The organism is Sphaerochaeta associata, from assembly GCF_022869165.1.
In the GTDB taxonomy this organism is placed as follows: Bacteria; Spirochaetota; Spirochaetia; order Sphaerochaetales; family Sphaerochaetaceae; genus Sphaerochaeta; species Sphaerochaeta associata.
The window spans coordinates 1,095,985-1,108,550 of the sequence record NZ_CP094929.1; the positions used below are offsets into that span (position 1 = coordinate 1,095,985).

The 12,566-nt window shown below is 50.7% G+C and carries 15 protein-coding genes; 11 read left to right on the top strand and 4 right to left on the bottom strand.

The genetic code is table 11. The annotated features are described in order from the left end of the window. Positions 1–7: 7 nt before the first annotated feature. Complete coding sequence (locus MUG09_RS05020; RefSeq protein WP_244774065.1) at positions 8–643, bottom strand: hypothetical protein; 636 nt, start codon at positions 641–643, stop codon at positions 8–10. A gap of 470 nt (positions 644–1,113) precedes the next feature. On the opposite strand from MUG09_RS05020, the gene MUG09_RS05025 reads away from it, so the two are divergent. Next, complete coding sequence (locus MUG09_RS05025; protein WP_244774066.1) at positions 1,114–1,599, top strand: type II toxin-antitoxin system HigB family toxin; 486 nt, start codon at positions 1,114–1,116, stop codon at positions 1,597–1,599. Beyond that, on the top strand, positions 1,599–2,795 hold the full coding sequence (locus MUG09_RS05030) for an ImmA/IrrE family metallo-endopeptidase (RefSeq protein ID WP_244774071.1): 1,197 nt from the start codon (positions 1,599–1,601) through the stop codon (positions 2,793–2,795). The genes MUG09_RS05025 and MUG09_RS05030 overlap by 1 nt, the downstream gene beginning before the upstream one ends. Before the next feature lie 82 nt (positions 2,796–2,877). Here MUG09_RS05030 and MUG09_RS05035 read toward each other — a convergent pair whose 3' ends face one another. Then, on the bottom strand, positions 2,878–3,699 hold the full coding sequence (locus MUG09_RS05035) for a glycerophosphodiester phosphodiesterase family protein (protein ID WP_244774073.1): 822 nt from the start codon (positions 3,697–3,699) through the stop codon (positions 2,878–2,880). Then, positions 3,680–4,435: an RNA methyltransferase gene (locus MUG09_RS05040; protein WP_244774075.1), complete on the bottom strand. Its 756-nt coding sequence runs from the start codon at positions 4,433–4,435 to the stop codon at positions 3,680–3,682. The genes MUG09_RS05035 and MUG09_RS05040 overlap by 20 nt, the downstream gene beginning before the upstream one ends. A 55-nt stretch (positions 4,436–4,490) precedes the next feature. Between MUG09_RS05040 and MUG09_RS05045 the strand changes: the two genes are divergently transcribed. Together MUG09_RS05045 and MUG09_RS05050 are read left to right on the top strand one after the other, a co-directional pair. Beyond that, positions 4,491–5,723 carry an AI-2E family transporter gene (locus MUG09_RS05045; protein ID WP_244774078.1) on the top strand — a complete coding sequence of 411 codons (1,233 nt, stop codon included), beginning with the start codon at positions 4,491–4,493 and terminating at the stop codon, positions 5,721–5,723. Continuing rightward, on the top strand, positions 5,720–6,604 hold the full coding sequence (locus MUG09_RS05050) for an HhH-GPD family protein (RefSeq protein ID WP_244774084.1): 885 nt from the start codon (positions 5,720–5,722) through the stop codon (positions 6,602–6,604). Before MUG09_RS05045 ends, MUG09_RS05050 begins: the two co-directional genes overlap by 4 nt. Here the strand turns inward: MUG09_RS05050 and MUG09_RS05055 are convergent. Further along, entirely contained in the window at positions 6,594–7,499 is a 906-nt protein-coding gene (locus tag MUG09_RS05055; protein ID WP_244774086.1) for a DMT family transporter, read from the bottom strand. The genes MUG09_RS05050 and MUG09_RS05055 overlap by 11 nt on opposite strands. Positions 7,500–7,558: 59 nt before the next feature. Here MUG09_RS05055 and cobT point away from each other — a divergent pair, with 59 nt between their 5' ends. From cobT to MUG09_RS05090, 7 genes are read left to right on the top strand one after another with little or no spacing between them, the layout of a single operon-like run. Then, positions 7,559–8,605 (top strand): nicotinate-nucleotide--dimethylbenzimidazole phosphoribosyltransferase, encoded by a 1,047-nt coding sequence (cobT, locus tag MUG09_RS05060; RefSeq protein WP_244774088.1) that lies wholly within the window; start codon positions 7,559–7,561, stop codon positions 8,603–8,605. Further along, positions 8,602–9,402, top strand: coding sequence for a cobamide remodeling phosphodiesterase CbiR (gene cbiR, locus MUG09_RS05065; RefSeq protein ID WP_244774090.1), 801 nt, complete (start codon positions 8,602–8,604; stop codon positions 9,400–9,402). Before cobT ends, cbiR begins: the two co-directional genes overlap by 4 nt. A 16-nt stretch (positions 9,403–9,418) precedes the next feature. Next, entirely contained in the window at positions 9,419–10,066 is a 648-nt protein-coding gene (gene cobU, locus MUG09_RS05070; RefSeq protein ID WP_244774093.1) for a bifunctional adenosylcobinamide kinase/adenosylcobinamide-phosphate guanylyltransferase, read from the top strand. Then, on the top strand, positions 10,063–10,809 hold the full coding sequence (gene cobS / locus MUG09_RS05075) for an adenosylcobinamide-GDP ribazoletransferase (RefSeq protein ID WP_244774095.1): 747 nt from the start codon (positions 10,063–10,065) through the stop codon (positions 10,807–10,809). The genes cobU and cobS overlap by 4 nt, the downstream gene beginning before the upstream one ends. A gap of 48 nt (positions 10,810–10,857) precedes the next feature. Next, a complete protein-coding gene (gene thrH, locus MUG09_RS05080) occupies positions 10,858–11,463 on the top strand; it encodes a bifunctional phosphoserine phosphatase/homoserine phosphotransferase ThrH (RefSeq protein WP_244774098.1) in 606 nt (201 codons plus the stop codon). Continuing rightward, the gene (locus tag MUG09_RS05085) at positions 11,460–11,681 is read left to right on the top strand and encodes a hypothetical protein (RefSeq protein ID WP_244774100.1); all 222 of its coding nucleotides are present in this window, start codon (positions 11,460–11,462) and stop codon (positions 11,679–11,681) included. Before thrH ends, MUG09_RS05085 begins: the two co-directional genes overlap by 4 nt. Beyond that, on the top strand, positions 11,659–12,543 hold the full coding sequence (locus MUG09_RS05090; protein ID WP_244774102.1) for an SAM hydrolase/SAM-dependent halogenase family protein: 885 nt from the start codon (positions 11,659–11,661) through the stop codon (positions 12,541–12,543). The genes MUG09_RS05085 and MUG09_RS05090 overlap by 23 nt, the downstream gene beginning before the upstream one ends. Positions 12,544–12,566 lie beyond the last annotated feature (23 nt).

Sequence of the window (12,566 nt, forward strand, 5' to 3'; positions counted from 1 at the left end):
GACATCTCTAGAAAGCCATCGACACCCCAACATAGGGGCTGAGTGTGAATCCGTCAACTGAATAGTCTTGGGATGCACTAAAGCCTCCTATACTGGCTTTCATTGTTCCTGACAGTGGCAGGATTGCCTGGATTCCGACATTGAGGAATGTAGTTTGATTCAATGCATAATTCAGTTCAGCCAAAAGTGTGAAGGAATACAGCGAGGTTGTCACTGAAGTAGAGGGCGAAGTGGAATCATCGGTTTCAGAATCGTTTGCAATCATTACACCTATAGCGCCTTCGAAGAATGCATCCATGTTTATCGGTTGTTGAAAGGCAACGCCAAGTGAAACATCCCATCCAATCGGTTCATCAGAGACATCCATTGAAGTTCCGCTTACTTTCAAAGAAGTGAGTTTCCCGAATCTTGCCATATAACTCACACCGATTGGGCTAGATGGTGAGAAATATGAAGTCCCTTTGACGTAGGCCCCCAGGCTGTTTCCCTTGGCATCAGTTGTGAGAACTGTACCTCCTGCTGAAATTGAATCAATGGTTTCAGATGTGTAAAACCCACCTACAGATACTTTGCTTGTTGCTCCAAACATAGGAATGGATGTGAGCAAAGCGATGATTACCAAGGTAATAGCCGTCTTCTTCATGAAAAACTCCTCAATCAATAGTGATATAGTTTTGCTGATAGCAACTAAAACCATAACCATTGGTGATTACTATTTCAATGATTATTTTTATATCTTTTTACATTGATCCAGGAATTATCCAAATAATTGCACTTCATGGTCCGTACGTAAGATAACGAACTACCCAAATTATACTTTCCCGATGAATGAGACGCTGTGAGCTTGATTTTTGTGGTCGGCTCTACTTCTACTTGAGGGATAATTCGGACAAGAAACAGCAGATTGACGGCTTCTTTATAGTCCAGGCGATATTCTATACAAACCATACTCATAGATGTACGGCAACGCATGCAGAGTACAGTAGTGTAGTTGCTGAGAAAATTATTTAAGCCCCAAATTTTCAAGGAATACTGGGGTCTGTTGAGAGTTCTTTGCTGATCTCAGTGGAAAATTATCTCTATTTTCTGTGGAATAAAGCTTATAAGCAACACATGCTTGAAGCAATTCGCTTACATATGCATGTAATAGGTATAGATAGTATGGTACGGAAGTTTTTTACCATGAAAGACTGCCGTGGTGATACTACTGAATGGAATGTTCAGAATGTTGGAGCTGGTCCATATAAAAATATCCCTAAAAGGGAAATTTCTATATTGATTATTTCCGAAAAGGGATTATACTATATGCATGTGATATCAAGAAGGTGTTTGATTGAGTTTGGGACTTGTCACCCAAATGTTAAAGAAGAACTGGATACTTGGTTTTATATGATGGAAAAGAATGAATATCCTAGTCCCATATCCATCAAACAGGTATTTGGTTCAGCAGACATTATTGCTGGAGACAGAGTAATATTCAACATCAAGGGTAATTCATATCGGATCATAGTGAAGGTAAAATATTCCACACAAACTATGTTTATCAGGTTTATCGGAACGCATGCAGAGTACAGTAAAGTACATGCGGAGACAATATAATGAAACCAAAAATCTTAAAGAATAATCATGATTATGAAATGGCACTTAAGCATATAGCATTTCTGATGGATGCCCCTGAATCGGCAGAAATCAATGAAGAGATTGAGTTGTTCACTTCATTGATCTCGTTCTATGAGGAGAAGACTTTCCCTGTTGATCTCCCAGACCCGATTAATGCGATCCTGTTTGTAATGGAACAGAGAAGTCTCACAAGAAAAGATCTTATTCCTATTCTTGGAAGTCAGGGAAAAGTATCAGAAATCTTGAATAGAAAACGGCCTCTTAGTCTATCCATGATCAGAAAGCTACATGAAGCATTGCATATACCAGCAGAAATTCTTCTCAAGGATTCACAGCGAAACCAGATTCCTGAAAAACGATTTGAATATGATAACTTTCCAGTTCCTGCTATGTTTGCGTTAGGGTATTTCCCAAATTACCATTCGATTTCTCAAGTTAAAGAATACTTTGAGGAAGCAATGTCCACCTTGTTCAGTCAATTTGATGGCAAAGATACCCAGCCGATGTATTCTAGGCAATCAAAAGAAAGCTTAAATCCAGATACTTTATTGGCATGGCAGGCACATATCCTGAGGAAGATCTCCACAGATGAGATTGATGCATTTTCATTGGAGGCTCTTACTAGCTCATTCTTCGAGGAATTGCTTTCATTCAGTATGTATTCCAAAGGTCCGTTATTAGTGAAAGACTACCTTCAATCGTATGGAATTCATTTTGTGATAGAGCCGCATCTCCCTAAGACATATATAGATGGTGCAGCATTTAAATCTCATGATGGCAAACCTATAGTTGCTCTTTCTTTACGATATGATCGAGTTGACAACTTCTGGTTTACACTCTTGCATGAGTTGGTTCATGTCAAAGAACATCTCTATAGCGGGCCGGATGACAGAGTCTTTTTTGACGACACCTCATCCAGCTCTGAGGAATGTGAATCGCAACTGGAACAAGAAGCAAATCAATTTGCCAGGGAGTATTTAATCCCATCAACGCTCATAGATTGTGATGAATTGGGAGATTCCTCTGTTTGGTCTGCATCCAGAATACTTGCAACATCAAAAGAGCTTAGACGTTCTCCTGCGATACTTGCAGGTTGCATACGATATGAAACCGGAAACTATGCTATTTACTCTGATATGTTGGGCTCTGGAGGTCTGAAACACCTTTTTCAGTGACTTGGCTCATGGGCATGTTCGATATATGCTTTCTTAAAAACCTCGAAGATGTGTTCACTACACCTTTAATAAGGGCCGGATATCAGAGCCTGTCTTCTTTACGCAATCCCATCTCTACGGCAACCTTGATGGCCAGCTGCGGCCTGTCAGTCATGATTGAGTCCACTCCAAGGGTATAAAGCCTTCGCATCTCAGCTTCATCGTTGATGGTCCACACCTGGATGACAGCCCCGCGGGCGTGCATCACCTCGACAAACTTCCTGGTGATGACCTCGATGCCCCACTGGCGTACCGGTACTTGGAAAATTACCTTGGATCTGGCAGTTGTCCTTTTAGGCAGGAGATGCAGTTTCTGTAAAGCGAGCAAAGGAATCACTTCTTTTGTGGTGAGGCTGGTCTGGATTCTTGGTTCACGTTTTCTGAGAAGTTTCAGATTGGAGAGATGGAATGATGCAGCAACTACGCGTCTGGTTGCATGCTCGTCCTTGATCACCTGAATAAAGGCATCGACGATGGCTGCTCCTTCACTCTTCAAATCGACATTGAAGCACATTGCCGGACAAGTTTGCAGAGCATCTTGAAGCGTGCACAGCTGTACACCCTTGCCTCTGAAGGGATAGGTTTTTCCCTCGTCGGTGGTGAATGTATAGCCGGCATCGAATGCCTTCAATTCTTCAAGTGTATGGTCCTCGACACTGCCGCTGCCGTCGGTGTTGCGGTCCAGGGTGGGGTCGTGCCAAATGACCAGGTGACCATCCTTGCTCAGGTGTACATCGGTCTCGATTACATCCACGCCCATTTTACAGGCACTCTCAAAGGCCGGCAGGGTGTTTTCAGGAAAGTGAGCGCTGTCACCGCGGTGAGCGACCACGCGCGGCATAGGGTCAAAGAAAGACTTGAACATCGTCGTCCGTCTCCTTGTGCGCCTTGATGCGGGACATCTTTACAAAAACCTTCTCCATTTTCTGGATTTCGCTCTCGGTCAGACCGGCGCGCACGAACACATCCCTGAGAAACCTGAAAGTCCACAGCTTCTCCTGGGCCAGCTTGAAATATCCAATACCATCGAGGGCCTCACACGAGGCGAGGGCGGCCTGCTCGCACCTGTCCTGGGTCACCGGGTTTGCCTGTACAGGAAACGTCTTGATGGTATCGAAGAGTGTGAACGTGACAATCTGTACGGCTTGGGAAAGGTTGAGGGAAGGAAACTGGTCGCTGGTAGGGATGGTCACCACCTGTGAACACTCGGCAACCTCATCGTCGGTCAAGCCATCCGACTCCCGGCCGAAGACGATGGAAACCAACCCTTCACCCGTTTTCATCACGGTATCGGCCAATTGGGCCGGGCTGAGCGCGCTGTTTTTGCGGAACTTGCCTCGTCTGCGGGTGGCCGCAACCGAGAGTACGCTGTCAGCAAGTGCCTTCTTGAGTGTAGGAAAACGCTTTGCATTGTCCCACACATCGCTGGCATGGAGGGCGAGCGTCCGTACACGGTTCTCGTCGTACTCGCGTTCCCCGACAAGGACCAGGCGAGTGATGCCCATCGTCTTCATGGCTCGACACGTAGAGCCGATATTTGCCCCATCCTGCGTGTCCACAAGTACAATTTGAATCCTGGCGAGATTGCTTTGTTGGTCCATGATTCCAGTAGTAACAGATATTGCAGGTTTTTCCAAGCTAGTCTATAGTTGTTGCATGACAGAAACTTCGTCCGGCAGCAACAAGTATTCACACATCTTTCTGGGGATACTCGCAGTTTTAGCCATCCTTGCAGCGTTGAAGCTCTCCAAGGATGTTACCATTCCGTTGGTTCTCTCCTTCTTTTGTTTTCTTTTATTCAGCCCGCTGCTGCGTCGTCTCGATAAGTTGCATATTCCCAAGATCATCTCGGTAACATTTGTCATGGTGTTGCTTCTCTTCATATTCGTGCTGGCTGGTTGGTTTGTGATCATGACAGTGGACACGTTGGTACGTCTCATTCCCTTCTACGCCGAGAAAGTGGTTTCGCTCGACCGGCTTATTTCCAGCAGGGTGTCCGAGTTCATCGACCTGCCGCTGGGAACCAGTTTCCTCTCCCTGTTGCCGGTGAACTGGTCCAGTCTTGCGATCAGCAGCCTCACTTCCATATCGAATAAGTTCCTGGACATCACCAAGGTGGCGACCTTGGTCTACATCTTCTTCCTCTTTCTGCTTCTGGAACGGCAGAGTGTCATTCCCAAGCTGCTTGCGGCAGTGCCAAAGAGCAAGGGGATGAAGATTGCTGTGATGTTTGAACGCATCACCCGCCAGATTTCCAAGTATTTGATTCTCAAAGCTGTAATCAGTGCCTTCACCGGCTTGTTCTTCTTCCTGACTGCAGTTGTCACCGGTCTCGATTTGCCCATCCTTTGGGGTGTCTTGGCTTTTATTTTCAACTTCATTCCCTCCATCGGATCGGTCATCATCACCACCCTGACCATTTTCATGGCCCTGATCCAATTCGCTCCCGACTGGACGAACGTGATTTATGTCGGCATCCTTACGATCAGCACCCAGATGATTCTGGGAAACATCATCGACCCCCGACTGCAGGGAAACCAGCTTAATCTCTCTCCCTTCGTCATTTTGGTCTCCTTGTCCTTGTGGGGGTTCATTTGGGGTATTCCGGGAATGTTCATCTCTGTACCGCTGACCAGCGTGCTGCAGATCCTGTGTGCGAATATCAAGAGTCTCAGGCCGGTCGCCATTCTCATCTCCAGCGGGAAGAGTTACCAGCGCGAGAGTGCCAAGCAACGTGCGCTGGAACGGTATTTGCGCAAGCAGGACAAGCTCAAAAGGGGAGAGCATCCATCGGCCGCCCATATGGCCGAGGCGGAGGATGCCGAGGCGACCAACGTATACCACAAAGGCGATTTCGTACTGCCTGAGAGTTTCGGCGATAAAAAATGAACGGCTTTCCTTCCTTGACAGAAGAGGAGGCGGCTTCGTATCTGTGGCCCGCCTTTACCCTCGACGAAGCCTCGTTGCATGAGTTTCGCTCGCGCATCCTTGCATTCTATGAGTTGCACGGTCGTCGCTTCATCTGGCGGGAAACCACGGATCCTTACCGCATCTTGCTCTCCGAGGTGATGCTTCAACAAACCCAAACTTCGCGAGTCCTCCCCAAGTATGAGTTGTTTCTCACGCTTTGGCCCACCTTCGCTGATTTGGCGGCCGGTTCGCTCGATGCATTGCTCTATCACTGGAAGGGACTCGGGTACAACCGAAGGGCATTGAATCTGAGAAAGAGTGCCAAAATGACCGAGGCCTGGGGCTGGACCATTCCCGACGATCCTGCCTTGATCGCGACCCTGCCGGGTGTGGGAAAAGCAACAGCCGCTGCATTGCTTGCATTCTGCTACCAAAAGAAGTCCATCTATCTGGAAACCAATATCCGCAGGGTCCTGCTTACCTGCTTCTTCCCGCACCAGGAGGCGGTGAAGGACCGACAGCTTGAAGAGCTGCTTGGCCTGCTGGCTGAGGGAGTGACGGATATGAAGAGCTGGTACTATGCCCTGATGGACTACGGGGTGCTGCTCAAGCAACTGCTTCCAAATGCCAATGTACGCAGCGCCCACTATACAAAACAGAGCGCCTTCGAGAATTCAAACCGCCAGATCCGCGGGCAGTTGATCCATCTGCTCTCCGACACCGGGGCGAAAGAGAAGGATCACATTATCGCTTTGCTCTCTTCGTTTGATGAGGAGCGCATTCATGCCTGTCTTCAGCAACTGCAGAACGAAGGATTTGTGCAGGAACAAGAGGGTGTATACCGTATTGCTAAGGATTAGCCTTTTTGTCGGCAAATAGATTGCCTCCCATGCCCAGGAGCATCAAGAGCGAACCGAGCAGCAACGGCAGGGAAAAACTGTCAAAGAAGACGGTATCGATGGCCAGACTCATGAGAATCTGGGACGAAGACAGCAGCAGGGCCGAGTAGACTGCCGGAATCTTGACGATGACGTAACTGGTGCTCACAACCACGAACACGGCAAGGGTTCCCCCTGAGAAAACCAACAGGAACGGAAGGCCGGCGGTGGTGGCCAGACCTCCTAGCGTTTGTTCGCCCTGCAGGAGGAAGTAGAAGACCAGCCCTGCAACCAAACCGCCGATGAAGTTCTGATGACTTGCCCGAATCGCTCCCTTGTAGATTGCCAGCGTGCTGTTCAGTACCATCTGGGTCATGGTCAATGCTCCTGCAAGGATGCCGAGCAGAATGAAAAGCAGGGCGAACGTACCGTCGCCGCTGGCAGCCATGATGAGGATGCCAACCAAACTGACAGTCAGACTTACCGCCTTGACTTTGTTCAAGGAGCGTTTCTGCATTCCCATCCAACCAGTGAGGTCAAAAACAAGCGAGCAGATGCTCTGCCCGAAAACCGTTGAAGCCATGGCCAGGGAAGCACCTGTGTTGATGACTGTGTAGTAGTTCAGGTTCAGGATGGCCAGACCGAACAAGCCGTTGAAGTACAGGTACCAAGGAGCTTTCATCCTCGGACCCCTGATCGCAGGTTTGTTTCTGCCCAGCAGCAGGATAAGCGTAAGGACGGTCAAGCCGATGGTATGGTTGACGATCAAGGAGACGCCCATGGTCGTCGCCTGCCCGTAGAGGGTGTTGGCAACCACCATGATCGAGATGACCATACCGGTCAGGACATCCAAAAAGAGGTAGAGTGCAAGGTTCATGGGGGCATTGTATCCTGTAATGCCTTGTCATGCCAGCACAACCTACCTACAATGTGTGCATGTCAATACCACCGATCGACCGAAGCAGTCTTGTTCGCTATCAGCAGATCTTGCTGAGCAAAGCGATGCCTCCCCACAGTCTGGGAAGGCTCTCCGATCTTGCCTTGGACCTGGCAATGATCCGTCCACGTCCGCTCAAGCATCTCTCGCTGTTGCTCTTTGCCGCCGACCACGGCATTGTCGAGGAGGGGGTGACTCACAGCCCGGTGGAAATAACCTATCAGCAGTGTTTGAATTTCGCCAGGGGCGGGGGAGCCTGCTCGCTGTTTGCCTCCCAAGTCGATGCGGCACTAGCGGTCATCGATGTAGCAGTCAAGCATACCTTCAGCATCTCCGACAACGTGGTGGATCGGAAGGTGGCCTGGGGCAGCAGGAACTTCCTGACGGCTCCCGCCTTGGAACGGGAGGCCTGTCTCAAAGCCGTTGAGACAGGCAGGCAGTTGGTTCTTCAAGCTCATGAAAGGGGTTGTGATGCCATCGCCTTCGGGGAGATGGGAGTAGGAAACACCACCAGTGCGTCCAGCATGGCTGCCGCCCTCACCGGCCTGCCAGTACCCTCTCTTACCGGTAAGGGTTCCGGCTTGAGTGATGCAGAGCTTCTGCACAAGATTGCGGTGATCGAGCAGGCTCTTGTCCTTCATCCGCAGCGGGCGCCTTTTGAGGTGCTGTGCAACCTTGGAGGCTATGAGTTGGCGGCAATAGTCGGTGGTATGTGGCAGGCTGCAGAGCTTGGGCTTCCGATATTGCTTGATGGTTATGTTGTGAGCAGTGCCGCCTTGGTGGCGGTGAAACTTGAACCTGCATTGGCTGACTACCTGATCACCTGCCACCGTTCCGCAATGCAGGGTCATCAGGCAATCCTGGATGCCATTGGATGCAAGCCTCCTTTGCTGGATTTGGCGATGCAGTTGGGCGAGGGTACCGGCGCTTTGGCCGCCTGGCCCTTGGTTCGCCTGGCAAGCCGCATTCTCTTTGAGATGACCAGCTTCGAAGAAGGCAATGTAACCAATAGTACGGCACTTTTGGCACAGCTGGGGGTGGTATGAAGGTACCGCACCTGCGCATAGGAACGACCAGCTACATCCTGGCCGACGACATTCTTCCGAATGTCCGCTATTTGGCTCCAATGGTGGACGATATCGAGCTGGTATTGTTTGAGAGTGAAGAAATGAGCAATCTTCCTTCCAAGGAGGTCGTTGAAGAGCTCGCTGTCCTGGCCCGGCAGCATGACCTTACCTATACGGTGCATTTTCCATTGGACATCCAGCCAGGTAGTGCTGATCCTGCTCTTCGGTCGGCGTGTGTAGCTTCGATCCTTTCCATCATTGCATTGACCCGGAACCTGAAACCTTTCGGCTATGTGCTGCACCTCACTCCCGAGCTGTATGGAACTGTACCATCGCCGGAAGTGGAGCGTTGGCATGACTGCCTGGGGAAAACGTTGCAATCACTGTTTGAGCAGACCGACGTCAGTCCGAGAATGTTCTGCATAGAAACGCTCAGCTACCCATTTGCCTGTGTGCAGGACTTGGTTGAACGCTACGATCTTTCAGTAACCTTGGATATCGGGCATGTCTGGTTGATGGGCTACGACAGCCGCAAGGTCCTCGATTCCTTGTTGGAGAGGACCCGCATCTGTCATCTGCACGGAGTGAAGGACAAGACCGACCATCTTGGTCTTGACCAAGGAGATGCGGAGGCAATCGAGTATTTTCTGAAGAGGCTTGTGCTGCAAGGCCAGAGGGACAGGATTGAACGTGTTCTTACCCTGGAGGTTTTTTCTGAGGCGGAGTTTTTTGCCTCCCTCTCCCTCTTGCAGGAAAGCCATGCTATGATGAGATGAAATCGGGGAGGGTGCCATGGCTACCATTGACTTGAAAAAGAACCAGATAAAGGGATATCCGCTGCATGCCGGCAAGGGGACGATTGTATCAACGGCCGGGAGCATCAAGATTCACACCCGCATCAAGAGTCAGGTAAGCCTGATAATCGGTGGTGGGAGAAGCGGAAAGAGTTCCTATGCCCAGGACTACGCCCTGAGTGTCTGCGAAGGGACTGAGTCGCGGGCCTACATCGCTACCGCCGAGCCGATCGATGAGGAGATGAAGCAGCGGATTGCCGCTCATCAGAAGGACCGTGGCGACCGTTTCATCACCATCGAGGAACCCCTTGACTTGGCGAAGGCCATCAAGGACCTGCCCCCTTCGGTGGAAGTATGTGTGATTGATTGCCTTACGGTATGGTTGGGTAATCTTCTGCACCATAGTGGAGTTCCTTCCAAACGGTTTGAACAGATGGACGCCCTGTATGAGGTGCTTCACCATCCGCCGTGTGAGATTCTGCTGGTTACCAACGAGACCGGGCTGGGTTTGATTCCCGCGGATGCAGAGAGCAGGGCGTTCCGCGATCTTGCCGGTTGGATGAATCAGGATATTGCCGAAATCGCCCAAAACGTCATTCTGCTCGTTGCAGGCCTGCCCCTTGCATTGAAAGGCTCCGTGTTGTGACCTCTCTTGGCTTGAGTCTGGCGATCAGAACCCTGACCCGGTTTCCTGTGCCCGGAAGGGGCGAGGAGGCACCGGAGAAAAGCTTGTTTTGGTTCCCTTTCGTAGGCGCCCTTCTTGGATTGTGCTCATATGGTGTCGCGTCTCTTCCGTTGGCCGGCACCGTTCGCGCCGCCTTGGTGCTTGCTCTCACCGCTTATCTGACACGTGCCTTCCATCTCGACGGACTTGCAGATTTCGCCGACGGGTTGGGTGGAGGATGGACTCGTGAACGTGCGCTTGAAATCATGCGCGACAGCCATAGCGGCGCATTCGCTGTCGTAACGCTCATCGTTGTTCTTCTTGTACAATACTCCTGTCTCACGATCATTGTGGACGCTCTTGCACCCGCTCTCATACTTGCACCTGCCATCGGAAGGTTGATGCAGGTCATCGCAGCTTCCTTTCTGCCCTATGCCAGAAGCGGGGAGGGCACTGCATCCCAACTGGTGAGAAGGGCGACCAGGAGACACAGCCTTCTCCCGCTTGTACAGGTGCTTGGCACCTGTCTTGTCTTGTATCTCTTCTTTGACGAAGAGCTCGCCCTGAAGGCTTTGACGGCGCTTGGGTGTGCCCTGCTGATGAGCCTGGTTGTGATGCAGGTGGCAAAGCGACGGCTGGGCGGAGTAACAGGCGATGTATTGGGAGCGATTGAGGTATTGGGCGAGAGTGCAGCCCTACTTGGCTTCCTTCTCCCTCTTGCATGAAATTTGCGTGTCGGTAATACTACCTTACACAACATGAGAGGTAGGGTGATGGATATTGTTTGTCTTGATATGGAAGGGGTGCTCGTACCGGAAATCTGGATCAATGTTGCCTTGCGCACCGGCATTGAAGAGCTGAAGATCACCACGCGTGAGGAACCTGATTACGACAAGCTCATGGCCAATCGCATCAGGATTCTCAAAGAGCACAACCTGCGACTTTCCGACATCCAGGATGTAATCGCGGGGATGGGGCCGCTTGAGGGGGCCTACGAGTTTTTGCAGTCGCTCAGGGCGATGACCCAGGTGGTGATCTTAAGTGACACCTTCACCGAGTTTGCGCAGCCTCTGATGCGTCAGCTCGATTACCCGATGATCTGGTGCAACAGCCTTGTAGTTGATGAACAGAATATGATCGTCCGTCACCGGATGAGACTGCACGACGGGAAACGCAAGGCGGTCCAGGCAATGAGAAGCCTTAACTATCGAACGTTCGCAGCAGGGGACTCCTACAATGATTTGAGCATGATCAGGGAGGCTGACGGGGGTTGCTTGTTCCGGGCACCCCAGAACATCCTAAGCGAGTGTCCCGACCTTCGCATCACCAATACCTATGAAGAGTTCCTCTGTGAGATCAAAGGGTTTCTGGGGACATGAAACGCGAGAGACTGACTCCCACCATCATCCTGCTCATTCTGTCCATGCTTGTCGGCTTCTCATTGCTCTACAAGCTCTCCAAGCCTTCCGTATTGGTTGCAGCCGTGTTAGGATTGGTGGTGATCGGCATGTCGGTTGTCCTTCTTGTCCAAGCCGTGAAATTCGATCGTCAGACGAGAGGGCGGGAGAAACGTAATGAAGAGTCGGCTAAGAAATGAACTTATGGCAAACCAAGCGTGGAAAGAGAGGCGGACAGTAGTCTTTCTCAGCGACTTCGGAACCAGCGACGGGGCGGTTTCAGCCATGCACGGGGTGGCCGACGGCATCTCCAATACGCTTCGCTTGGATGACTTGACCCACGATATTCCCCAGTTCAATATTTGGGAAGCTTCCTACCGCCTGGCCCAGGCTCTCCCGTATTGGGCTCCTGGTACGGTGTTTGTCTGCGTCGTCGATCCAGGGGTCGGTTCGGACCGCAAGAGCATCGTCGCCTTGACCGAGAGCGGCCACTTGGTGGTCACCCCTGACAATGGGACGCTCTCCCATGTGGCCGATCGAATCGGGCTGATCGAAGTCCGTACCATCAATGTCGAGGACAACCGCCTGGCAGGAAGCCAGCAGAGCCATACGTTTTTCGGCCGTGATGTATATGCCTATACTGGGGCACGCCTCGCCTCGGCTCAGATAGAGTTTGAACAGCTTGGACCGGTTCTTCCCAAACTGGTGAGGTTGAAGATTGAACGTGTACGGCTTGAAGGTACGACCCTGATAGGCTCCATCGATATCCACGACAGCCGCTACGGCTCGCTATGGACAAATATCGGTAATGAGTTCCTTGAACAACTGGGCGTAGACTGGGGTGACCAGCTGCAGGTTGTGATCACCAAGGATGGAAGAATCGTATATGGCTATCATCTCACGCTTTGCAAAGCCTTTACCGATGTCCAGAAAGGAGAACCGCTGATCTACGTCAACAGCCTGCTCAAGCTTGCAGTTGCGGTCAATCAGGGAAGTTTCGCAGCAACGTATCAAATAGGCACGGGTGAAGGCTGGAAAATTACATTTTCGGTGGTATCATGACAAACATATTTGTTATTCAGGAG

Coding starts and splice junctions, on each gene's coding strand:
- MUG09_RS05020 (WP_244774065.1), bottom strand. CDS start 643: ATGAAGAAGACGGCTATTACCTTGGTAATCATCGCTTTGCTCACATCC.
- MUG09_RS05025 (WP_244774066.1), top strand. CDS start 1,114: ATGCTTGAAGCAATTCGCTTACATATGCATGTAATAGGTATAGATAGT.
- MUG09_RS05030 (WP_244774071.1), top strand. CDS start 1,599: ATGAAACCAAAAATCTTAAAGAATAATCATGATTATGAAATGGCACTT.
- MUG09_RS05035 (WP_244774073.1), bottom strand. CDS start 3,699: ATGTTCAAGTCTTTCTTTGACCCTATGCCGCGCGTGGTCGCTCACCGC.
- MUG09_RS05040 (WP_244774075.1), bottom strand. CDS start 4,435: ATGGACCAACAAAGCAATCTCGCCAGGATTCAAATTGTACTTGTGGAC.
- MUG09_RS05045 (WP_244774078.1), top strand. CDS start 4,491: ATGACAGAAACTTCGTCCGGCAGCAACAAGTATTCACACATCTTTCTG.
- MUG09_RS05050 (WP_244774084.1), top strand. CDS start 5,720: ATGAACGGCTTTCCTTCCTTGACAGAAGAGGAGGCGGCTTCGTATCTG.
- MUG09_RS05055 (WP_244774086.1), bottom strand. CDS start 7,499: ATGAACCTTGCACTCTACCTCTTTTTGGATGTCCTGACCGGTATGGTC.
- cobT (WP_244774088.1), top strand. CDS start 7,559: ATGTCAATACCACCGATCGACCGAAGCAGTCTTGTTCGCTATCAGCAG.
- cbiR (WP_244774090.1), top strand. CDS start 8,602: ATGAAGGTACCGCACCTGCGCATAGGAACGACCAGCTACATCCTGGCC.
- cobU (WP_244774093.1), top strand. CDS start 9,419: ATGGCTACCATTGACTTGAAAAAGAACCAGATAAAGGGATATCCGCTG.
- thrH (WP_244774098.1), top strand. CDS start 10,858: ATGGATATTGTTTGTCTTGATATGGAAGGGGTGCTCGTACCGGAAATC.
- MUG09_RS05085 (WP_244774100.1), top strand. CDS start 11,460: ATGAAACGCGAGAGACTGACTCCCACCATCATCCTGCTCATTCTGTCC.
- MUG09_RS05090 (WP_244774102.1), top strand. CDS start 11,659: ATGAAGAGTCGGCTAAGAAATGAACTTATGGCAAACCAAGCGTGGAAA.